The sequence below is a fragment of the Prosthecobacter dejongeii genome (assembly GCF_014203045.1).
In the GTDB taxonomy this organism is placed as follows: domain Bacteria; phylum Verrucomicrobiota; class Verrucomicrobiia; order Verrucomicrobiales; family Verrucomicrobiaceae; genus Prosthecobacter; species Prosthecobacter dejongeii.
In genome coordinates this window covers 225,732-247,671 of record NZ_JACHIF010000010.1, presented here as the reverse complement: position 1 = coordinate 247,671, position 21,940 = coordinate 225,732, and the positions used below count along the sequence as shown (strand labels likewise).

At 56.2% G+C, this 21,940-nt stretch carries 14 protein-coding genes; 9 read left to right on the top strand and 5 right to left on the bottom strand.

All coding sequences use genetic code 11. The features are described from left to right. From HNQ64_RS20425 to hpf, 3 genes are read left to right on the top strand one after another with little or no spacing between them, the layout of a single operon-like run. Nucleotides 1-984 (top strand): LptA/OstA family protein, encoded by a 984-nt coding sequence (locus tag HNQ64_RS20425; protein WP_184212178.1) that lies wholly within the window; start codon nucleotides 1-3, stop codon nucleotides 982-984. Between the two features lie 17 nt (nucleotides 985-1,001). Beyond that, nucleotides 1,002-1,838, top strand: coding sequence for an LPS export ABC transporter ATP-binding protein (lptB, locus tag HNQ64_RS20420; protein WP_184212176.1), 837 nt, complete (start codon nucleotides 1,002-1,004; stop codon nucleotides 1,836-1,838). 53 nt (nucleotides 1,839-1,891) lie between these two features. Further along, nucleotides 1,892-2,488, top strand: a complete 597-nt coding sequence (gene hpf / locus HNQ64_RS20415) for a ribosome hibernation-promoting factor, HPF/YfiA family (RefSeq protein WP_184212174.1) — start codon at nucleotides 1,892-1,894, stop codon at nucleotides 2,486-2,488. A gap of 91 nt (nucleotides 2,489-2,579) precedes the next feature. Here hpf and HNQ64_RS20410 read toward each other — a convergent pair whose 3' ends face one another. The 4 genes from HNQ64_RS20410 to HNQ64_RS24395 form a co-directional block, all read right to left on the bottom strand. Then, nucleotides 2,580-3,755 carry an SDR family oxidoreductase gene (locus HNQ64_RS20410; RefSeq protein ID WP_184212172.1) on the bottom strand — a complete coding sequence of 392 codons (1,176 nt, stop codon included), beginning with the start codon at nucleotides 3,753-3,755 and terminating at the stop codon, nucleotides 2,580-2,582. 68 nt (nucleotides 3,756-3,823) lie between these two features. Further along, complete coding sequence (locus HNQ64_RS20405; RefSeq protein WP_184212170.1) at nucleotides 3,824-4,423, bottom strand: serine O-acetyltransferase; 600 nt, start codon at nucleotides 4,421-4,423, stop codon at nucleotides 3,824-3,826. 101 nt (nucleotides 4,424-4,524) lie between these two features. Beyond that, complete coding sequence (locus tag HNQ64_RS20400; protein ID WP_184212168.1) at nucleotides 4,525-4,764, bottom strand: acyl carrier protein; 240 nt, start codon at nucleotides 4,762-4,764, stop codon at nucleotides 4,525-4,527. After that, nucleotides 4,761-6,551 carry an HAD-IIIC family phosphatase gene (locus HNQ64_RS24395; protein WP_184212166.1) on the bottom strand — a complete coding sequence of 597 codons (1,791 nt, stop codon included), beginning with the start codon at nucleotides 6,549-6,551 and terminating at the stop codon, nucleotides 4,761-4,763. The genes HNQ64_RS20400 and HNQ64_RS24395 overlap by 4 nt, the downstream gene beginning before the upstream one ends. Nucleotides 6,552-6,738: 187 nt before the next feature. Here HNQ64_RS24395 and HNQ64_RS20390 point away from each other — a divergent pair, with 187 nt between their 5' ends. The 6 genes from HNQ64_RS20390 to HNQ64_RS20365 all read left to right on the top strand — a co-directional run bounded on the left by HNQ64_RS20390 (nucleotide 6,739) and on the right by HNQ64_RS20365 (nucleotide 20,589). After that, entirely contained in the window at nucleotides 6,739-7,491 is a 753-nt protein-coding gene (locus HNQ64_RS20390) for an SDR family NAD(P)-dependent oxidoreductase (RefSeq protein WP_184212165.1), read from the top strand. Between the two features lie 211 nt (nucleotides 7,492-7,702). Beyond that, nucleotides 7,703-8,869: a pyridoxal phosphate-dependent aminotransferase gene (locus HNQ64_RS20385; protein ID WP_184212163.1), complete on the top strand. Its 1,167-nt coding sequence runs from the start codon at nucleotides 7,703-7,705 to the stop codon at nucleotides 8,867-8,869. 150 nt (nucleotides 8,870-9,019) lie between these two features. Next, nucleotides 9,020-17,590 carry an RCC1 domain-containing protein gene (locus tag HNQ64_RS20380; protein WP_184212161.1) on the top strand — a complete coding sequence of 2,857 codons (8,571 nt, stop codon included), beginning with the start codon at nucleotides 9,020-9,022 and terminating at the stop codon, nucleotides 17,588-17,590. 131 nt (nucleotides 17,591-17,721) lie between these two features. Then, entirely contained in the window at nucleotides 17,722-18,705 is a 984-nt protein-coding gene (cysK, locus tag HNQ64_RS20375) for a cysteine synthase A (protein WP_184212252.1), read from the top strand. Nucleotides 18,706-18,736: 31 nt separating this feature from the next. Next, nucleotides 18,737-19,783 (top strand): tetratricopeptide repeat protein, encoded by a 1,047-nt coding sequence (locus tag HNQ64_RS24205; protein WP_184212159.1) that lies wholly within the window; start codon nucleotides 18,737-18,739, stop codon nucleotides 19,781-19,783. Nucleotides 19,784-19,902: 119 nt separating this feature from the next. Next, complete coding sequence (locus HNQ64_RS20365; RefSeq protein WP_184212157.1) at nucleotides 19,903-20,589, top strand: phytanoyl-CoA dioxygenase family protein; 687 nt, start codon at nucleotides 19,903-19,905, stop codon at nucleotides 20,587-20,589. Nucleotides 20,590-20,630: 41 nt separating this feature from the next. Here the strand turns inward: HNQ64_RS20365 and HNQ64_RS20360 are convergent, their stop codons facing one another. Further along, nucleotides 20,631-21,929, bottom strand: a complete 1,299-nt coding sequence (locus HNQ64_RS20360) for a cation:proton antiporter (RefSeq protein WP_184212156.1) — start codon at nucleotides 21,927-21,929, stop codon at nucleotides 20,631-20,633. Nucleotides 21,930-21,940 lie beyond the last annotated feature (11 nt).

The following is a 21,940-nucleotide window of genomic DNA, read 5'->3' as shown; positions in this document are numbered from 1 at the left end:
ATGAGAACGATCACCACCATCGCCCTAGCCGCCCTCGGCCTGGTTCAGTTTGCCAGTGGGCAGGGCGCATCGCGTCTCACCACGCCCTCCAGCGATCAGAAAAAGCAGCTCCAAGCCGCCGCCGAAAAGCTGCGCGCAGCCCAGTCCAATGGCGAGCTGGACAAGGCCAAAGAAACCGCCAAGGGGCTGATGGGAAAGCTGCCCAGCAATCTCACCGATGCGGCCAAAGCAGCCCTGCAATCCCCCGAAGTGAAAGCCCAGGCAGCGGAAGCGGCCAAAGCAGCGGCGAAGACCCTGCTGCCAGAAGCCCAGAAAATGATGGGTGCACCTGGTGATTTACCCGCCACGGATGCCCCTCCCGCCGCTGCGGCGGCTGTGCCTGCGGCGGATCAACCCCCTGCGGCTCCTCAAGGTCCCGTTCCACAACTTTTGCAGCCTCTGAATCAAGCACCGGCCAATGCCGCTGGCCGAAACCCCATGGCTGTGATTGAGGCCGATAGCTCGGTCTTCAATCCCGAGACAGGCATCCTGATCTACACGGGCAATGTCCGCGCTCGGCATCCACAGTTTTACATCGAGTGTGAAGAGCTCACCGTGCACCTGAATCAGGCGAAGGATGACAAAACGAAACCCAAGCCCGCCGTGAAATCCGACGCCATCTTGGCCAAAGGGGGCGGTGCAGGCAAAGATAACCCAGTGAAAAAGGCCATCGCTACGGGGCCCATGGTGCGCATCGAAAAAGCCGATCCTGAAGGCAAACTCCAGCGCGCCTTTTGCCGCAATGCCGTCTATGATGGCACGACGGGCATCATCACCATGCGCGACAACCCGCAAGTGCAGACCGATAACGTGATGCAGACCGCGATCACCCCAGACACCGTGATGACCTTCGATGAGAAGGGGAACTTTAACTCCAACCGCCGCACGCGGACAGTGATCCTGTCCGAAGAAGAAGGCGCGGGTGCGTCACGCAATAACCTGTAATTTTTTCCTTCACTGGCATGTCAGCCGCACGCACCAAGCGTCCACGCACTTCCGCCGACTCGGCCCCCATCTGGGAGGGCGAACCGACGGCTCAATCCCGCGCGGATTCCGCTGCCGGTAAGGATGAAAGCAGCATCCTTCTTCACACCGAAGGCCTGAAAAAAGTCTATGATGGCCGCGCTGTGGTCAACGGCGTGGACATCGAAGTGAAAGCCGGAGAAATCGTCGGCCTCTTGGGCCCGAACGGGGCTGGCAAGACCACCACGTTCTACATGATCGTCGGCCTCGTTCGTCCGAACGGCGGGAAGGTCATGTTCGATGGCAATGATGCCACGGAACAGCCGATGTTTAAGCGCGCGCGTCTCGGCATGGGTTACCTGCCGCAGGAGGAGTCCATCTTTCGTCGTCTCACCGTAAAGGAAAACATCCTGGCGGTGATGGAGACGCAGAGTTACACGAAAAAAGAGCGCGAAGAGCAGTGCCAGCAGCTCATGGAAAAGTTCGGCATTGACCATGTGGCAGACAATTTGGCCCTCACCCTTTCCGGGGGTGAAAAACGCCGTCTTACCATCGCCCGCAGCCTCGTCACAGAGCCGAAGTTGCTCATGCTGGATGAGCCTTTCAGCGGCGTGGACCCCATCGCCGTCAGCGAGATCCAGGACATCATCCGCATGCTTCGTCGTGCAGGCCTAGCCATCCTGATCACCGATCACAATGTACGCGAAACGCTGAACATTGTGGACCGTGCGTACCTCATTTACGAAGGTCAAGTGAGACGCCATGGAACCAAAGACTTCCTCGTCAACGATCCTGAAGCCCGCCGCCTTTATTTGGGCGAAGACTTCACGATGTAATACCCTTTCCCCCAAGCTATTTCAACCAACCCCAATACAGGAGGATACATACCATGCAAAAACATAACGTGAACCTGCCGATCGTCATCACTGGCCGTCATATCGAGATCACAGATGCCATCCGTGAATACTCTCATAAGAAGATCGAGAGCCTCCACTTGGACTACCCGCGAATCATTGAAGCGAAAATCATTCTGGATGTGGAGCACCACCGTCAGATCGCTGAAATCATCCTGTTCTGCGCTGACCACATCCATATCGAAGTCAAGAGCACCACAGAAGACATCTATGCCTCGATCGACGAGTCCATCTCCAAGATCGCGCGCCGGATGCGCAAGTTTAAGACTCGCCTCCTGAAGAGTCACCGCCCTCGCAAGGATGGCAGCATCCGTCACCTGGAGCAGAAGGTTTTCCACGCCGACGACCTTCACAGCGAAGTCGAAACCGTCGAGCACGCCTACGTTCACCAGGAGCAGTACAAGGTGCGCCCGCTCTACCCAGATGAAGCCATCATGGACCTCGAAATCAATGATCGTCCGTTCGTGGTCTTCCACAACCAGACGACTCACAAACTGGCCATCATGTTCCGCCGTAAGGATGGTGAATACGGCCTGATCGAGCCTGAAGACAAGGCTGCTGCGGCTGCTTAATCTTCACGATTGAGTCTTTCCCAGAACCTCAAACACGTTCGCGTGTTTGAGGTTTTTTTGTGTCAGGCTTCGGATGAGCGTCTGAGGCCTTTTAAACTGGTCCACCCGTTAGCGGGATGTTTTGGCCGTTCATGTAGGCGGAAGCATCGCTGGCGAGAAAGGCGACTACGGAGGCAACGTCTTCCGGCACGGCCAAGCGACGCAGCGGCACCTTGCGGGCCTCGGCCTCTTTCAGACGCGCAGGGACATTGTCCGTCAGTTCCGTGACTGTCATGCCGGGGGAGATCATGTTTGTGGTGATCTGTTGCGGCCCGAGTTCCTGGGCCATGCAGCGCACCGCTCCCCACAGCGCCTGCTTGGCACTGACATAAGCGGCCAGTTTCGCCGGCGGTGGGCCAAAGAGGTAAGAGGTGCCAAGGAAGATGAAGCGACCAAATCGGCGCTCGATCATGCCCGGGGCCGCCGCTTTCACCAAGGCTGTCGCAGCCCCCACATGCACCCGCCAGCAGTCGCGATAATCAGTGGGGGAAAGTTCTTGTACACTGAGGTTTTTCAGCGGCTGGCTGGCGCAGTGGACAATGACATCCACACTCCCGAAATCGCGAATGACTCTCTTCGTGAGTTCTTCTGCTGCGTCTTCTTTGGAGAGGTCAATGCTGTAAGCTTGGCAGCGCACTTCTTTCTCTCGAATGCTGTGAGAAATTTCCTCGGCGGCGGCCTGATTGGAATGGTAGCTGATGGCCACGTGAAAGCCTGCCTCAGCCAGAGCGATAGCGGTGGCAGCCCCGATACCACGTGAACCACCCGTGACCAGAGCCACGCGCGTCTCTGTTTGTTTGGGCGTAGCCTCTACCACCGCGAGACTGGTGGCCATTTTGACCTTGGCTTGGCCTGTCATCACAGGCTCAGACTGTTTATTAAAACCGCGAAGCGCCAGATGCAGCACGGAGGCACCTGTGGAGACTTCCATGATCTCTGCCTCGATCCGCACGGTTTCACCGACGAAAATCGGCTTGGTCCACTCCATGGACTGGCTCATCCACACCGCGCCTGGGCCGGGGACCTTCATACCAATGAGGCGGGAAACGATGGCCGTCTGGATCGCCCCGTGAGCGATCGGGCGCGCGTAACCAAAACCGCGTGCAGCATCCGTCTTGAGGTGGACTGGATTGCGATCCCCTGAAAACTCGGCAAAGCGTTCCACAAATTCAGGAGAGAGGTGGACCTCTTCACTGAAAACCATTCCTTGCTTGAAAGCCTCGATCATAGGGGAAAGTGAGCGATTTTTTAGGGACTCAGGTGTGGCTGCAAACAAAGCACAATCCTGTCTCCGGTCTAGATAGTGTTGGTAACGTAGCTCTCTGAGCCGCTGGTGGAAAATAAGCGGGCGGGCACCCCGATAACCACGCCATTTTCAGGAACATCCTGGAGAACGACAGAGTTGGCGGAAATCAAAGCATGATTGCCAATCTTGACGGTGCCAGAAACGCAGGCCCCAGGACCGACATAAACATTGTCGCCCAGGGTAGGCACCCCTGAGGTGGGACCACGGCTGGCCCGGCCCAATGTTACGCCTTGCGTCAGTGTCAAATTTTTGCCCACCGTGACCCCAGGATTCACCCATATACAGCCCCAGTGCGCCAAGTAAAACCCTGGGCCAATGCGGCAAGTCAGTGGCACGCGCACTCCATAGATGGTGCTCACGCGCTGAAACCAGTAGAGCATCGGGAAGTAGAGCGTAAACTTGCGCAGTTTCGACTGACGCAGGAACTGACAAATCCGAAACAAAGCAACGTAACGGTAGCCTGGGTTTCGGAAAAAATGGAACATGAAGTGGCCCCATCCGCCCTTTCCATCCTGGCGGAAGAGATCGCAGAATAAAAGCGTGCGCAGTTCTCCTAGTGTTTTAGCGAGAGACAGATCCTGGTCGTTCATGAGGCCGCTGAGAAAGGGGTAAGCATTTTGAGCGACGATTCCCTGCGCTTTGCAACATCATTCCACAAACGGTTTTGTCGAAAAATGTCTAAACTGACAGCTTAGATGCCCTTTTCTTCAAGCATGAGGCGAATGAGTTTCACTGAGGTCATGTCCAGCGTCTCTTCGGGAGTAAAGGAGACATTGAAGGTCTCTTCCACCGCCATGACGAGGCTCAGGTGGGTCACAGAATCCCAAGCGGGCAGGACGTCGGGGCTGAGGTCATCGTTGATTTCGCTCGCGGGAACATTGAGCAAGGCGGAGAGTACGGAGTGGAGTTTTTGAGTCTGTTCGGGAGTCATAACTGGGTGAAAATACCTTCAGGAGAAAGACAGTCAGGGAGAGGACGCGGCTTTGCCAACGGTAAAATCCATTGTTTGCCATTGTTTTCAAACCCGTGGTTAGGAAGAAACAGTGCCGCAGGTTGGTTTTTGGCCGTAGGGAAAAAATCTGCGGTCAAGGTGGTTGCGCCTTTGCTGGCGAGTAGCTTTTCCAGGATGGCCAGCATGGCAGTTTCCACCTTTCGCCCAATGACGCGACAGCTCATGAGGAAGGTATCCAGATACCAAGCACCACTTTCTTCTGATGGTGTGGCGATGAGGATGCCAACGACGCCATTGTCACCGAATTTGTCCTGCACGCGGAACCAGAGGACTTGGGCCCCGCCATCCATCATCGCTTGCAGATCTGCGGCTGAGTGGCGGCGGGTGGTCAGGTTAAACTGATTCGTTTTGCCGAGCAGTTGGACGATGCGGGGCAGCACGGTTTCATCGGCCAGCCCAGCGGTCATTTTCATTTCGAGCCCGGCTAGGAAGTCGTCCAAGGAGGTGGCTTGGGTATGCATTTCCTTGCGTAGAGCTTCCTGCTCATACAATCCTGCGCGCAGGAGGTCTTCCTTCACCAGGGCGGCAAAGTCAAAGCAGCCGCATTCAGCCAGCGCTTTGGCATAACCGAGCGGGCTTGCTGGGGCCTCAATGACGGTGACCTCGGGCAATTGCCCCCGCACCCATTCTCGTTCGGTCGGGTTGTCATCGAAAAAGACGAGGGCGTCTGTGCCAATGTTAAGGTGACTGGCGATGCGTCGCAGGCTAGTGGCCTTGTCTTCCCAGTGAGCCTCAAAGGCTGAAAAGTGCCGCCGACGCAGTAGGGAGGCCGGGTGGTGATCCAGTGCTTGGACGGCATCCACCTCATTGTTCTTGCTGGCAACGGCCAGTAACACGCCTGCGTCGCGAAGGGCCAGGATGCGTTTATGGAAATCCACAAACACATTGCCTGGATAGTCAGGTCCTAAGGCGATCCCCTCCAGTCCCGCCTCTCCCAGCACGCCTCCCCAGAGGGTGTTGTCTAAATCTAGCACCAGGCATTTTTTCGGAGTGACCGTGAGGGAGCGTAGCCTGCGCGCAAAAGCCGCAGCTAGGGCGCTCATGGCTTCCAGGCTCAGCGGGGCCTTGGCCAGGTAAGTCATGCGCTCATCATTCCAGTGGCGCATCCCCACCTCCGCTGCTGCTCGTGCGGCATCCAGGATCGCCGTGCCGGGAAGGCGGCCGCAGACTGCGGCGAGGGCATCATTCAGGCTTTGAATGAAGCTGATCTGGGACGTGGCCAAAGTGGAGTCTGCCATGCCAGCGGCCAGCCAGGGCAGGGGGGCGAAGTTCGCCATCAGCACGGTGGCTTGTGTCCGCGAGCGGATCTCTTCTGCAACCTGTTGGAGCCTGGAAATGGCACGTGTCTTCAGTGCCTCTTGATCCTCGGGTGAAAGGCTGATGAAATGATACCCCGCTTCAGGGACCCAATCTTCAATCCGTGGCAGGATGAGTACCACGTCTGGCTGGGCCTGATAAAGCAGGCTGGAGGGATCGCAGGCTTGTTGCTCGATCTGGCCAAACGGAGCTAGCCATAGATCCAGCAAGAATCCTTGCGCGGCCGCTTCAACGACCAAGCAGGGTTTCATCAAGTCCACCGTGAAGGTGGAAAGCACAGCGATGCTTTTCTTGATCAAATTCGGATCTGCCTCAGCCAAGATGGCCTGAGACTGCTGGACGAACTCCGTCCGAGTCAGGGCGGCTGAGGGCTTGCGTGCTGGAGTCACCGTCGAGGACACTGGTTAAAAAAGGATTTAAGAGGCTTGGCGTCGTGAGTAGGATAACATGTGGCTTAACACAAGGGATGAATGCGGTGCAGGGTGAGCTGGAGGGCAAATCTGAAGGGGAAACGCAACCTCCGTCCACTTTCCCTCTGAAGATCTGCAGGGGGACTTTCGTAGTTGGAAGCTCTTCATGAACGTTCTCTCTCTTTCTGGCCGAAAGGCCATCGTCACCGGCAGTGCCCGGGGTATCGGGTATGCCATCGCTGAACGGCTGCTGCAGTCCGGGGCGGCCGTTTGTCTTTGGGATGTGGATGCCACTGCGTTGGAGCAGGCGCAGAGGTCGCTTTCGGCTTCAGGTGAGGTAACTACGGCCCAGGTGGACATTACCAGCGCGGAATCCACGGAAGCTGCTGCTCAGAAAACTTTAGCTGTCTTTGGCAAGGTGGATCTCCTCGTGAACAACGCTGGCATCGCGGGAAACAATGCAAAGACTTGGGAACTGCGTCCTGAGGACTGGCGGCGGGTCATGGACATCAACCTCACGGGGACATTCCTCTGCTGTCGGGCCGTCATCCCGCATCTGCTGGCGAATGGCTATGGTCGAATCGTCAATGTCGCCTCCGTGGCAGGGAAGGAGGGGAATCCCAATGCTGCCCATTACAGTGCCTCCAAGGCGGGGGTGATCACCCTGACGAAGAGCTTGGGGAAGGAACTGGCCACCTCGAACATCCTGGTCAATTGCATCACCCCAGCGGTGATCGAAACAGACATCCTGCAGCAAATGACGCAGGCTCACATTGATTACATGCTTTCGAAGATCCCCATGGGCCGATTTGGCCAAAAGCATGAGGCAGCGGCTTTGGTGGCTTGGCTGTGCTCGGAGGAATGTTCATTCACCACCGGTGCTGTTTTTGATCTTTCGGGGGGACGCGCGACTTACTGAAATCAAGTCAGGCGGTTTTTTTGACCGTTATCACAAAGGGGGACGTCCTTAGGTGCGGTGCGTTTTGCTTCGTCAAAGAACAAAAAACGGGTGACATCTCCGCGTCTCTTCGCTACCCCCGGCGTTGACAAACCCGCTCACCGCTCCTTTTTAGCCAGCCCTTCCCGTGGGGCCCCCCGCACAACCACTTAGATCCGCACCTTTTCCCATTATGGACTTCATTGCCAAAAACATCGCCGAACTTTCGCCCTCCATGACCCTAGCCATCACCAGCCAGGCGAAGGCTCTGAAGAAGCAGGGTGTGGACGTCTTGAGCTTTGGCGCAGGCGAGCCTGACTTTGATACCCCCGCGCACATCACGGCGGCAGCCATTGAGGCCCTGAACACCGGCAAGACACGTTACACGGAGAGCTCTGGCCTCGTCGAACTGCGCGAAGCTCTGGCTGCCAAGCTGCTGATTGATAACGGCATCCAGTATGACCCCTCCCAGATCAGCGTGAACTGCGGCGCCAAGCATAGCTGCTACAACGCCATCGCCGCCTGCGTGAATCCTGGCGATGAAGTCATCATCCCTGCTCCTTACTGGACCAGCTATCCTGAAATGGTGAAGCTTGTGGGCGGTATCCCCGTGGTGGTGGAAACCAAGCTGGAAAATGACTGGAAGATCACTCCGGAAGAGTTCGAGGACGCCATGTCCCCGATGACCAAGATGATCATCATCAACAGCCCAGGCAACCCTACCGGTTCTGTTTACAGCAAAGAAGAGCTTCAGGCCCTGGGTGAAATCGCCGCTGCCGAAGACATCCTCATCCTGTCGGACGAAATTTACGAGAAGCTGGTCTATGGCGACAACAAGCACGTCAGCATCGCCAGCATCAGCAAAGATATTTTTGATCACACCATCACGATCAATGGCTTCTCCAAAGCCTACGCGATGACTGGCTGGCGCCTGGGTTACACCGCTGCTCCCAAGAAGATCGCCGACGCGATTGACACCATTCAGAGCCACACCACCAGCAACCCGACTTCGTTCGCGCAGTATGGTGCCATCGCCGCCCTTCAGGGAGATCAGCAGATCGTCGCTGACATGCGCGATGAGTTCGACGTGCGTCGCCAGTATATGCTGAGCCGCCTGCAGGCGATCAAGAACGTTAAGGTGATCGAGCCCCAGGGCGCTTTCTACTTCCTGGTTGGCATTGAGCCTATCGGCATCAAGTCCATCAACTTCTGCGAGAAGCTGCTGAGCAAGGGCAAAGTGGCCGCTGTTCCAGGGGTCGCTTTCGGTGCCGAATATACCGTGCGCTTCAGCTACGCGACAGGTCTGGATGTCATCAACGCCGGCATGGACCGCTTCGAAGAGTTCTGCGGTCAGCATTAATCGAAGAGTTCCAACTTCGTATGATTTTGGGGGCAGGTCATCTTGACCTGCCCCTTTTTGCTTATGCAAAGTCTCGCGTAGATCAGGTTTTTCTTTAATGACTAAGGTGTTTTGCCTTGTTCTTAAATCGGGGTTTTTATAAAAGATGACGTGCAAAATCAGTCGCGTCTCTTCTTTCTGTTAGTGGTCATCGTTTTGACTCTAGCGGTCTGGAGGAATTTCTCGAAAGAGGCTCCGCCCATCACCCCGGCGACTGCCGTGAATGCTGAAAAAGCTTTGGATAAGCAGGTTTCAGAAGAAACCTCCTCCCGTGTTATTCAGCATCTCCAGGAAGCTCCGCAGGCAGGTGCCGTGGCACAGAGTTTTACCCCAGACGGGACGAAAGTGCAGGTCGAGGTGCCAGCCAAGGTAGCTCAAGAAACCAGCGCCGCTCTGTCTCCTGCGGCGGCCTTATTGTCACAGAAGATTGATCTGACAGATCCAGTCAAACGTCAGCAATTGGTGAAGCAGTTGCGCCAGATAGAAGACTCTCAGCAGGCAAGCACGCGTCTCAAGGCAGAGCGGTTAGGGATTCCTTTGGTCGTTCATGAACCCGGCGGAACCAAGGCCATTTTAGTGGGTTTTGAGGGAGATCGACCGCTCTATCGGGCAGATCATAACGTGAATGCCGCCATTAGCTCGGGTGCTAATTTAATTCGTTCCATAGCCCCCTACAATGTGAGTGGCAGCGGTCTCAAATTGGGCCTTTGGGAGGCTGGTGGCATCCCCCGGGTGAGCCACCAAGAGTTTGGCCCAGGTGTGCGTATCACCATTGCGGATGGCAGTACCACTTTGTCAGATCATGCCAGCCATGTGGCTGGCACCATCATCGCACGGGGTTCCTCAGCCTCCGCACTGGGGATGGCCCCGGGTGCCGTCATTGCAGCCTATGACTCGACCAATGATAATTCTGAAATGGTGGCGGCCGGCGCTGCGGCACCAGCAGAGGCGGGTAAGATCTATATCTCGAACCATTCGTATGGTTTCATCAGTGGTTGGCGGCCTGAAACGGCCACTTGGTACGGCTCATTCACGGATGACGGAAACCCTGCCAACGATGTCGAAACTCGATTCGGCCGCTATGACCCCACCAGTGTGGCCTTGGACGGACTGCTCTTTAATCTGCCGTATTTCTTATCGTTCATGTCTTCGGGCAATGATCGGAATGATGACCCACCAGCTACGGGTGGAACCTGGGCGCAAGGGCCGGGAGGGACGACGCGTGCTTATGATCCGGCTCAACACCCCGCCAGTGATGGGGTTTACAAGTTGGGGTATGATGTGTTGGACAATGAAAAGACCTGTAAAAACGTCATTACCATCGGGGCCGTGAATGATGCCGTGAGTGCAGGGGTGAGGAATGCGGCCAATGGGACAATTACGGCCTTTAGTTCCACAGGTCCCGCTGACGATGGCCGTATCAAACCAGACATCGTAGTGAATGGGGCCAGCCTTACTTCAGCCATATCTACCGGAGACAGCGCATACGGTACGATGAGTGGGACGAGTATGGCGGCCCCGAATGCCAGCGGCTCCGCTCTGCTGCTGGTGGATTATTTCCAGCAGCGTTTTCCTGGCCAATCCATGCGGGCCAGCACGCTCAAGGGACTGCTGATTCACACGGCCAACGACATTGGCCGTGCTGGTCCCGATTACGAGTATGGCTGGGGCTTAATCAACGTCAAAGCTGCGGCGGATTTGATCAAAGCCGAAGCGGATAACGTGCGCATGCAGCAGATCACTGAGCAGGTGCTGGCGCAAGGAGGTGCAGATACCCACCGCTTCACCTGGGATGGCGTGAGCCCCATTCGCGTGACTCTCTGCTGGACGGACCCCGCCGGTGCTGCGTTTTTGACCCATGACAATCGTACCCGTGACCTCACCAACGATCTCAATCTCAAGCTGACCTCTCCTACCGGTGGGGTTCATCGTCCTTTTATCATGCCCTATGTCGGTGATTGGACGAACGCCCAACTGACGGCGGTCGCGACGACGGGGATCAATACCGTGGACAATGTCGAGCAAGTGCTGGTGTCTGCTCCGGCCCAGGCCGGGGAGTACGTCGTTACGGTAGATCATACCGGTAGTCTCACCTTTGGCTCGCAGGGCTACTCGTTGATCATCAGTGGAGCGGTCTGGCCGCAAGCTTTAACGGTGACGCCCGAGGAAGTGTTTGCCGCAGCAGGTTCGCAAGGTGGCCCATTCAGCCCCGCTTCTAAAAGCTACCAGTTGAGCAATACCTCGCCCCAGTCCGTCTCTTGGACTGCAGGGGTCAACCAGCCCTGGTTGCAGGCATCTCCAGCATCGGGCACTCTCGCCGCGGGTCAGAGCGTGAGTGTGACGGTGAGTTTCAACTCTGCCGCCGCAGGGCTGCAGATGGGAAATTATGCAGCCGAAATTTCATTCACAGACACCGTCAACACTCAGGTACACACTCGGCAGGTAAGTCTTCAAGTTGCAGGGTTAGCTCCTGGACTGGTGGTGAAAAACGCGTCGGATCAGGTGCTGGTTAATGGCAGCGGCACCGTTAGCTTTGGCAGTATTCCTTTGGGGGGAAATCCGGCAGATTCCGTGATGAAGCTGGGGAACAGCGTGCCTGGAACGTCGCTGACGGTGGAAGGCATCACCGTTTCTGGCGCGGATGCAGACGCCTTTTCCCTGGTGTCATCGCCACTGGGAGCTGTGGTGACCAGCTCAAGTGACCTGCCCTTTTTGGTCCGGTTTAGCCCCCGCAGAACGGGCTCCCATACAGCCACCCTCAGCATCGCTAGCAATGATCCCGATGATGATCCATTCACGGTTTCCCTGAGCGCCACGGCAACGGCGGCAGCCGGTCCTGCCCAGACGATTTCAGTGGGCAGGGTTTCCTCCAGGGCAACGAGTGCAGGCCCTTTCCGGTTGCCTGCCGTGGCTACGAGCGGGCTGCCTTTGACCTACACGCTGATCGCGGGGCCCGCGACCGTCAATGCGGACGGGCTCGTCACGCCCAACGGCACAGGGGCCGTGACCCTCCAAATCTCCCAGCCTGGGAATGGCCAGTATGTTGCCGCGACTCCCGTCACTGTGACGTTTGTCCTAACCGACCAGCCATTCCAGTTTGCGAAGGTGAGTGTTTCTAGCATGGGCTCACACACACTTGCCATCGGCTTGGATGGTCGTTTGTGGGCTTGGGGATTTGGAGGGATCGGGCAGTTGGGAATGGGTGGTTCATCGACATCGTATGTACCTCAGACTGCCGGAACAGCGCTCGATTGGGCAGATGTGGAAGCAGGTGGAAACCACTCGCTAGGAATTAAAAAGAATGGAAGTCTTTGGGCCTGGGGGAGCAATACATCAGGTCAGTTGGGGGATGGCACGACGATACTAAAATACAGTCCGATTCAGATTTCATCCGGTCGTTGGGTTAGCATTGCGGGCGGAAGCACTCATTCCCTGGCGGTGAAGGAGGATGGAACATTGTGGGGGACCGGATCGAATAGCTCGGGTCAGTTGGGGGATGGCAGCACCGCGAGCCGAACGAGTTTGACTCAGATTGGCTTAGCTACGGACTGGCAGTCCGTTTCAACTGGAACTAGTCACAGCCTCGGAATCAAAAGGGATGGAACTTTGTGGGCTTGGGGATTGGGCACAAGCGGTCAATTAGGTCTAGGGAGCAATGTTAGCTCGAACAGTCCTGTTCAAGTCGGCTCTGCGACGAATTGGAAGCAGGTCACTGTGGGTGCATTTCACAGTCTTGCAATTCGGCGGGATGGCACACTTTGGTCGTGGGGTGGAAATGGCAATGGGCAGTTAGGTTATGGAACCTTCACATCCAGAAATGTCCCAGTACAGATTGGCGTGGGGACAGACTGGGTGTATGTAGATGCGTCCAGCAATCACAGTGTTGCCATTCGACGGGACGGTTCCGCCTGGGCTTGGGGCAGAAACCTCGAAGCGCAAATAGGTAACAGTAACTTGGCGAACGAATCGTTTCCTTTGCGAATCAATCAGCCGGGCGAGGACTGGCGCCAGATTCATGCAGGTTCCTCTCATAGTTTGGCTATGCAGGCTGATGGCAGTCTGATCGCGTGGGGAGATGGCAGCGACTATTCCGGCAAAAGTGGGCGTCAGCTTGTGCGTGCCATCGGACCTGGTGCTGTCAGCCGAGTCAGTTCTCGTACTAGTCACACGTTTATAACACGTGGAGATGGTTCGCTTTGGGCGTTTGGTTCGTCGCTCAATGGTCAGATTGGAAACAATACCTACATTTCACAAGATCTCATTCGAATCGGAAGCCTAACTAACTGGCAATCAGTCGAAGCTGGTCAAGCTCACTCAGGCGGACTTCAACAAGATGGTTCGCTGTGGATGTGGGGAGCGAATACACAGGGCCAGATCGGTGACAGTTCAACTGTACCTCGACTTACTCCCACGGCTGTGGCCGTGGGGAGTAGTTGGCGTGAATTCTCGCTCGGATCTTTTCATAACTTGGCCATTCGGAATGATGGTACTTTGTGGGCATGGGGGAGCAATTCAAATGGGGAGTTTGGAGATGGAGGAACCACAAGTCGAAGCAGTCCAAACCAGATCGGTAGTGAAAACATCTGGGCTAAAGTGGCCTGTGGTAATTTTTATTCGCTAGCTCTAAAATCGGACGGCTCTTTATGGTCCACAGGTTTAAACACTTCGGGGCAACTTGGGCTGGGGAATGCGGTTCAACGCACATCATTCACTCGTGTGGGAACGGACACTGATTGGGCGCAAATCGGGGTTTCGCCTTCCTCCGGTGCGGCGGCTTCATTTGCCATCAAAACAGACGGTAGCTTATGGGCTTGGGGCAGCAATAGCAGTGGCCAGTTAGGACTGGGTAATACGACCAACAGGAATGTTCCTGTTCGTGTCGGAACGGATACGGATTGGAAGCAGGTGGCCTGCAATGTCAACTGGACTGCGGCGGTGAAACAAGATGGCTCTCTGTGGACTTGGGGAGATAATTTAGCTTTCCAGCAGGGGGTGACCACGGTGGGATCCGTCTCTTCCCCTCGCCGGGTTGGCAACAGCACGGGATGGGTGGCGGTGCAGGCGGGAAATCTGCACATCGTGGCCATGCGTGCCGATGGTTCTTTGTGGACGGCAGGTTCGGCTGGGTCTTTTCGGCTGACCTCTGCGGGTGGGCGTTCGGCCTTTGTTCAGGCACCGATTTTGCCTGCATTGCAGCCGCAGACTATCTTGCCTCCTCCCACCGGTTTTCGTTCTGGGCGCATCCTTTCCAGCAGCGGTTTGCCAGTGGAGCTAGAGATCACATCTGGAAACGGCAGTGTGTCAGGAGATGTGTTTACGCACACGGGGCCCGTCGGCAGCACGGCGGTGATCCTGGCCTGGCAGCGGGGCGATGAAACGGCCTGGAATGCGGCACTTCCCACACAATTCTCCGTCACCACTCAGGCCATCACCTTTCCTGTCATCGCACAGCAGACTTGCCTCACACCACTGATCCTGAATGCCACGACAAGCAGTGGTTTGCCAGTGAGCTATACCATCACCTCTGGAGCAAATATTGCGACGATGAATGGCAACACCGTTAGCTTCAGCGCAGTGGGCACGGTGACGATCCAGGCTAGCCAGGCTGGCAGTGCAGACTTTGCTGCGGCAGATCCCGTCAGCCGCACGTTCGCGGTGGTGAAAGCCGAGCAGACCCTTGCCTTCAGCGGGCAAGTTCCTGCGTCTTTACCTTACACTTCGACAGTGACCTTGAATGCAGTTTCAAGCCGTGGGTTGACTCCCATTCTATTGGCTGTGGCTAGCGGGCCGGGCGTGTTAAATGGCAATCAGTTGAGCTTTACGCGGGATGGCACTGTGGTCGTGCGTGCCTCGCAGGCTGGAAGTGATACCGTTTCCGCAGGTGAGGTGGAACTGGAGATCACTGCCTTTAACACAACCCCGATTGCCCAGGCGGGTAGCTTCACCGAAAATGAAGATGTGATGATCCAGGGCACTGCGCAGGCTGCGGATGCAGAGAACACACCCTTGTCTTACTCCCTGGTTTCGGGGCCTGATCATGGTGCGCTCAACTTCAATCCTGACACCGGATCTTTTAGTTATACTCCTGAGGCAAACTATTTTGGAGGCGACCATTTTTCCTTCAAAGTCAATGACGGGTTAGTGGACTCAAATACGGCCACTGTCACGCTAAGCGTGACCTCAGTGAACGATAAGCCAGTGGCCTCGGCACAGACCGTGACCACGCCCGACCACGTTCCTGTAACCATCTCTCTGACTGGTCAGGATGTGGAGACCGCAGCTCTGGAATTTACCTTAGTTGGCCCTCCCGCACATGGCAAGCTGGCAGGCAGTCCGCCGGGGTTGGTTTACACATCCACCCAAGGGTATTCTGGTCCAGATAACTTTACCTTTGTAGTCAGTGACGGGGAGCTCAGTTCCTTGGTCGCCACAGTTTCCATCCAGGTTTCTCCTGTGGGCATCACCTTCATCCGGCAGCCCTTGTCGAAAAAGATCAACGAAACCGAAAGCGCCACTTTTGAAGTCGAGGTGACGGGCTCTGACGAGATCAGCTACCAATGGCTGAAGGATGAGGAGCCCCTAGTGAATCAAACAGGCCCCGTGTTGGTTTTGTCTGGTCTTACTCCTGCCCAGGCGGGCTTTTACCAAGTGCGGGTGACAAACCCGGTGGAGACGGTTTTATCTCAAGTCGCCGAACTGACTGTGGTGGGAGGGAAGCCGGAGATCCTGATGCAGCCCCAGCATCAGTTGGCCTTCATGGGCTCTGAGGTGGTGATGAGTGTTCAGGCGATGGGAAAGCCACCCCTGCGTTATCAATGGCAGAAGGATGGCAAAGCGATCCGAGGGGCTACGCAGGCTGTCCTACGCTTACCTGCCGTGCAACTTGCCCAAGCTGGAGCCTACTCGGTGGCCGTGGCAGCGACTGAGTCCAGCCTCAGTGAAGAAGCCCAGATCGGCGTGGCGGAAAATTTGATTCAAAAAATCATCATCGCAGAAGGGGGCAAGGCATCCTGGTCCGTGAAGACCGCCGGCGAAAACCTTGCGTTGACGTGGAGTCACGATGGCGAGCCAGTGCTTGGAAACCCTAGGGTAGTGCTTTCTGCTGATGGCAAAAGGCTCTCTATCTCAGAGGCTGAACCTGATGCGGCTGGGCGCTATGTCTGCATGGTTTCTGGCCCTGGTGGCGAGGTGGTCATTGGCCCGCAGGATCTAGTGGTTGTCAGTGGTCCACCTGACATCACACCGCTGGCTTCAGGAGATGCATTGCCACCGGCGATTGTTGGAGAGGACTATGAATTTGAGGTTCCTGTGAGTGAAGATGAGCATTTACCTCCGGCATCTTTTACCGCTTCAGGCTTACCACCAGGATTAAAGATAGATGCGCTCACAGGCCTCATTTCGGGACGAGTGACAGCCTCCAAAATCACTCCCTATCAAGTTAAAATCACGGCTAAAAATCTCCTGGGAAGTGATGTGGTGAATGTCACTCTTTTGGTTAGCCCCTTGCCAGAGGGCAGTATCGGCACCTTTGTCGCACCAATCCCACGCCATGTGTCGAACGGTGGCTTAGGCGGGCGATTGGATCTGGTCACCACTCTTTCGGGGAGTTTCAGTGGGAAGCTGACTCTGGGATCTCGGAAGCCGATTCTTTTCAAAGGCGGGTTACTTTCCATGTCCCTGTTACCAGGTCGCACACCCATGGGGAGCGTATCTTTGTCTCAACTCTCACCGCTGCCAGCATTGCAGCTTGGCCTGGTCATGAATCCAGAAAATTCACGGATGACCGCCACACTGACGGATGGTGGTGAGCCTCTCGTTTTTGAAGGCTGGAAAAGCACCTGGAACTCGCGCGAAAACTTAGCAGATGCCTTCGATGGTCTTTACAATTTAGGATTGATCCCTTTGGAGGAAGAAGTGACTGATGGCGAAACTCCTGGAGGAACAGGCTTTGCTTCCGTCACCATCAGCAAGGCCGGTTCAGCAAAACTCGCCGGTAAAACGGCGGATGGTGAAACCATTCTGGGCAGCACTTTCCTGGGGCCACAGGGGCAGGTTTTGGTTTACCAGACGCTGTATGCCGCACCCTCGAAAGGTTCTCTCTTGGGGACTCTGCAGATCCAAACGGGTGCCGATCCAGAAGCTGACCGGGACAACCCTATCGGGGGTGGGCTTTCTTGGTCCCGGCCCGTCATGAGTGGGCGGATTTATCCGCGTGGGTTTGGGCCCCTTACCCTCTCGGTCGTGGGGCAGAGATATCTACCTCCTGTCAGCCCGAATCTGATTCTGGGACTCACAGACGGTCCTGACAACGCCAAGTTGCGATTTAGCGGAGCCAGGATTGAGGAATCAGAGACATCGCCAGACACCGTTTTTCAGATCACCTCAGGTCACAAATGGCTGCTGCATCAAGCAGGCACGGCGAAAAATCCTGGGAAGGTGACGCTGAAACTGAATGTCAAAACAGGGCAGATCAGCGGTTCTTTTCTTTTGCTAGATCCAGGGCCCTCGGGCGGTGCAGGCTCCATTCAAAGGAAAAGCGTTTTCGAAGGCTTGATCTTCCCTGGCCCGGAGGGGCTCAAAGGGCTGGGGTACTTCCTGCTTCCCACTCTGCCTGAAACACCGTCGCAGCCGGCTTTAAACACCCCTGTTTTATCTGGGCAAATGCGGATGGAGTCTCCTTGAGGAGGCGCTGCGCTGCGGTTTTTTCCTTTGCAAGCCTGCCGGGCCACTCCTATAAACTGCACCCTCACCGCTTAGGGCTGCCGTTTGGCCCCTTGGCATTGCTTTTCAAATCCCCCAACCCTGCCTCCGCCATGGGCCATATCTACAATAACATCGTCGAAACCGTCGGCAAGACGCCGCTGGTCAAACTGAACAAAGTGACGGCTGGCCTGGATGCCACCATCGCTCTGAAGTGCGAGTTTTTTAATCCGCTCGGCAGTGTGAAAGACCGTATTGGCATGGCCATGATTGAGGACGCTGAGGCCCGTGGCATTTTGACCAAGGATACGGTCATCATTGAGCCAACCAGTGGTAACACCGGGATCGCTCTGGCCTTTGTGGCTGCGGCTAAAGGTTACAAGCTGATTTTGACGATGCCAGAAACCATGAGCCTGGAGCGCCGCACGCTGCTGGCTCTCCTGGGTGCTGAGTTGGTGCTGACTCCTGGACCGCAGGGCATGAAAGGCGCGATTGCCAAAGCAGAAGAGCTGCTCAAGGAAACACCCAATGCGTGGATCCCCCAGCAGTTCGAAAACCCGGCTAACCCAGCCATCCACATGAAGACCACCGCAGAGGAAATCTGGGCGGATACGGATGGCAAGGTGGATATTTTTGTGGCCGCAGTCGGCACCGGTGGCACCATCACCGGTACCTGTGAGGTTATCAAACCTCGCAAGCCAAGCTTCCAGGCCATCGCAGTGGAGCCAGAAGCCTCTCCGGTCATCAATCAGACCCTCGCAGGCGAACCTGTGCAGCCGGGCCCACACAAGATCCAGGGAACAGGCGCTGGTTTTGTGCCAAAGAACCTGCACCTGAAAGACAGCGCGGGTAATGCCCAGATTGTCGAGTGCATCAAAGTCAGCAATGACGATGCGTTCGCCATGGCTCGTCGCCTGGCTAAAGAAGAAGGCCTGCTGGTCGGTATCAGCACCGGGGCTAACGTCGTCGCCGCTATTCAGGTCGCGCAGCGCCCTGAAAACAAAGGCAAACTGATTGTTACCGTCGCCTGCTCCACAGGTGAACGTTACCTCTCCACCGCTCTGGCGGATGAGGCCCGTGCCAAAGTGGGGGCTTAATCCTCTGTCAGAATTTTAGAAAAAACGGCTCATGTCCAAAGCGACTCCTCCCGCCTCACCGGCACCTGCTCTCGATACACTCGTTCCCTCCTCCCCGATGGAACAGTTCTTGGAAGCGAACTTCAAAAAACTCGTCCTGCTCAGTGCAGCGATCGCCCTGGCGGCAGTCGTTTACGGCATCATCAGTTACACCAACAAAGCCAATGCTGTAGCGGCTGGTGAGGCTTTTGCCGCTGCCAAAACGGTGGAAGATTGTGACCTCGTCATCAGCAATCATCCTGGCACCACTGCTGCTGGGAATGCACTCGTCCTGAAGGCCGATTTCTTGTGGATCCAGGATAAGAAGGACGCTTCTGTGGCAGCTCTTCGTGAGTTCACCACCAAGCACTCAGACCATCCTCTCCTGCCGGAAGTTATCCTTGCTCTGGCGACCAAGCTGGAAGTCATGGGTAAGGCTGACGAAGCCAAACCTTTGTTTGAGCGTGTGGTTTCTGAATTTGCGAGCAGTGATGCTGCTGCTTTGGCTCAGCTTCGTCTCGGGGATTTGCTCTGGGCTGCTGGCAAAGAAGAGGAAGCTAAAGCTGCATACGAAGCCGTGCCTGCCAAGTTCATCACCGCAGATCCTGCTTTCCTCGACCAGAGCGAAGGCCGCCTGAAGTGGATCGCAGCCAAGTTGCCGACGAAGGAAGTGGATGGACCGCCGAAACCTAAAGTGGAAGCTCCTGCCCCGGGCGCTCCCCAGTTGAAGCTGGACTCCACCAGTCTCAATCCTACCTTGATGCCAGCCGGCGCAGCACCTCAGATCCAGGTTTCCCCCGTCGCTCCGAGTGCCCCTCAGATCCAGGTGACGCCATCCGCTGCCCCTGCACCTGTTATGCCCGCTGCACCGAAAATCGAAGTGCCTGCTGTCCCAGCCGCGCCCGCAGTCCCTGCGACGCCAGCTCCTGAAGCACCCAAGATCGAAGTGAAGCCTGCCCCGGCAGTTCCAGCCCCTGCGCCAGCGCCCACCCCAGCTCCCGTGCCTGCCCCGGCACAGCCTGAGACCCCGGCTCCAGCGGTTCCTGCGAAGGCATCCTAAAGGCCGACGTTTTTTTGAATTCCATAACGCTGACTGGGAAACTGGTCAGCGTTTTTTTATGGTTTCGGTGGGATTCAAAATGAATTTGCCTCGCTCTGGAATGTGTGGATGACGTGGGCATGACGTGCGCAGCCCTGGCGGATTATAACCTTGAATCTCACGGCTTCTGTATTTGCCCAGCAGTGCTGAGTGTGGCGCATTGCACTGCGGTTATCGAGGAGCTGGGGCCTATTGTCAGTGCAGGCCGGCGCGGGTTACTCGCGTTGCCAGAAATTGCACGGTTAGCTCATTCACCCAAGTTGATGGAATTGACGCGTCCCTGGTTGCCAGATCCACCTAGGCCAGTACGGGCTATATTCTTTGATAAATCGCCAGATACCAATTGGCTGGTCGCTTGGCATCAAGACCTGACTTTGTCGGTGCGCGAACGCCGTGAAACCCCTGGCTTTGGTCCTTGGAGCATCAAAGAAGGGGTTCCTCATGTGCAGCCACCGGTGGAATGTCTTCAGCGAATGATCACGGTGCGTCTGCATTTAGACGATGCAGATGAAACCAACGGTGCCTTGCGGGTCTTGCCTGGGTCACAGGCTGTAGGCCGACTGTCTGCCGAACAAATACGACAATGGCGGGAGGACGTGCCAGAAGTGACCTGCAGCGCCTCTGCTGGAGATGCGCTTTTGATGCGGCCACTGCTCTTGCATGCTTCGGGTCGTTCTCAAAGCCCGCGTCACCGCCGGGTATTGCACCTAGAGTATGCTGCGTTTGATCTGCCTGCCGGGCTTGAATGGCAAGAGGGGCTTCCCTGATAGAATCAGCGAAGCCCCTTGGAGAAAGAAATCAGGTCGTCTTACATCGCAGCTGGCAGTGTGTCGGCATCTGCATCTGGCTCCGGCTTTTGAGTACCGCTGCCCACGAAGTATTCAAAGATGGGGGAGGCCATGAGCGTGGTGACGATGGCCATGATGACGAGCGTGGCAAAAAGCCCTTCAGAGATGATGCCACGCTGCAGGCCGATGTTGATAATGATGAGCTCCATGAGGCCACGTGCATTCATCAGAATGCCGATGCCCATGGCTTCACGACTCGAGATTCCTGTGGCACGCGCGGCCAGGGTACATGCGGCCCATTTACCCAGCACGGCGGCTGCTAAAACAGCGGCACACATTCCCCAGAGGAACCAGCTATTGATGAGGCCGATCTTGGTATTTAGACCTGAGTAAGTGAAAAACAGCGGCAGCAGAAGCGCCACGGCCAGGGGCTGAATGCGCCCCATGAGATCCTTCACAATGACTCCACGTGGCATCGCAGCTCCCATGATGAAAGCTCCAAAGACGGCATGCAGACCGATTTTGTCCGTGAACCAAGCACCGAGGGACATCATGGCGATGCCAATGACCAGCCCACCATCGGTCAGTTTGCCATCTTTGATCATGAGGTGTGAGGTGGCTGCCAAAAGAGGGCGAATCAGCATCAGGGTGACGGTCACATAGCCGATCGCCCCACCGATGTTGTAAAGAGAGTTGCTAACATTGCCTTCAAAGCTGGCCAGCACGACGGCTAAGAGGATCCAGGCCATGGCATCATCAATGGCTCCTGCACCAATCGCCACGGTACCCATGGTAGTCCCCGCGAGGCCTTTGAAGTGGATGATGCGTGCCAGCATGGGGAAGGCCGTGATGCACATGGAGGCACCCAGGAAAAGCATGGCCTCTCTCAGCGAGGTTTTTTCTGGGAACAGCTCAGTGTAATGAAATAAGACCCACGCCAAGCCAGCGCCTAACAAAAAGGGCGTGATCATGCCGGCCAAAGAAACGGCGACCGAGCTCTTCAGCCGCTTTTTCACGATATCCATGCGAAACTCCATCCCGACGATGAACATGTAGAGCGCCAAGCCAAGCTGGGATGCAGGGAAGAGATAACACGAAGTATCACGCGTCATCTGTTTTGCATCCCAAGGGAAGAGCCATTTTTGCCATTCTGGTGCCAGCTCTCCAAAGAGGGAGGGACCAAGCATGACACCCGTAATCATCTCTGCCACCACCTGCGGCTGGCCAAAGCGGGCGGCGATCATGCCGACGATGCGACAGGCCAAAAGAATAACGGCGATTTGAAGGAAAAACTGAACGGCGAGATGGAGGTTATTCATGGGAGTGTGGA

Excerpts from the sequence above, each read along its gene's own strand:
- HNQ64_RS20405 (WP_184212170.1), bottom strand. The coding sequence starts at position 4,423 with ATGAACGACCAGGATCTGTCTCTCGCTAAAACACTAGGAGAACTGCGC.
- HNQ64_RS20365 (WP_184212157.1), top strand. The coding sequence starts at position 19,903 with ATGACGTGCGCAGCCCTGGCGGATTATAACCTTGAATCTCACGGCTTC.
- HNQ64_RS20425 (WP_184212178.1), top strand. The coding sequence starts at position 1 with ATGAGAACGATCACCACCATCGCCCTAGCCGCCCTCGGCCTGGTTCAG.
- lptB (WP_184212176.1), top strand. The coding sequence starts at position 1,002 with ATGTCAGCCGCACGCACCAAGCGTCCACGCACTTCCGCCGACTCGGCC.
- HNQ64_RS20410 (WP_184212172.1), bottom strand. The coding sequence starts at position 3,755 with ATGATCGAGGCTTTCAAGCAAGGAATGGTTTTCAGTGAAGAGGTCCAC.
- HNQ64_RS20385 (WP_184212163.1), top strand. The coding sequence starts at position 7,703 with ATGGACTTCATTGCCAAAAACATCGCCGAACTTTCGCCCTCCATGACC.
- HNQ64_RS20400 (WP_184212168.1), bottom strand. The coding sequence starts at position 4,764 with ATGACTCCCGAACAGACTCAAAAACTCCACTCCGTACTCTCCGCCTTG.
- cysK (WP_184212252.1), top strand. The coding sequence starts at position 17,722 with ATGGGCCATATCTACAATAACATCGTCGAAACCGTCGGCAAGACGCCG.
- hpf (WP_184212174.1), top strand. The coding sequence starts at position 1,892 with ATGCAAAAACATAACGTGAACCTGCCGATCGTCATCACTGGCCGTCAT.
- HNQ64_RS24205 (WP_184212159.1), top strand. The coding sequence starts at position 18,737 with ATGTCCAAAGCGACTCCTCCCGCCTCACCGGCACCTGCTCTCGATACA.
- HNQ64_RS20390 (WP_184212165.1), top strand. The coding sequence starts at position 6,739 with ATGAACGTTCTCTCTCTTTCTGGCCGAAAGGCCATCGTCACCGGCAGT.
- HNQ64_RS20360 (WP_184212156.1), bottom strand. The coding sequence starts at position 21,929 with ATGAATAACCTCCATCTCGCCGTTCAGTTTTTCCTTCAAATCGCCGTT.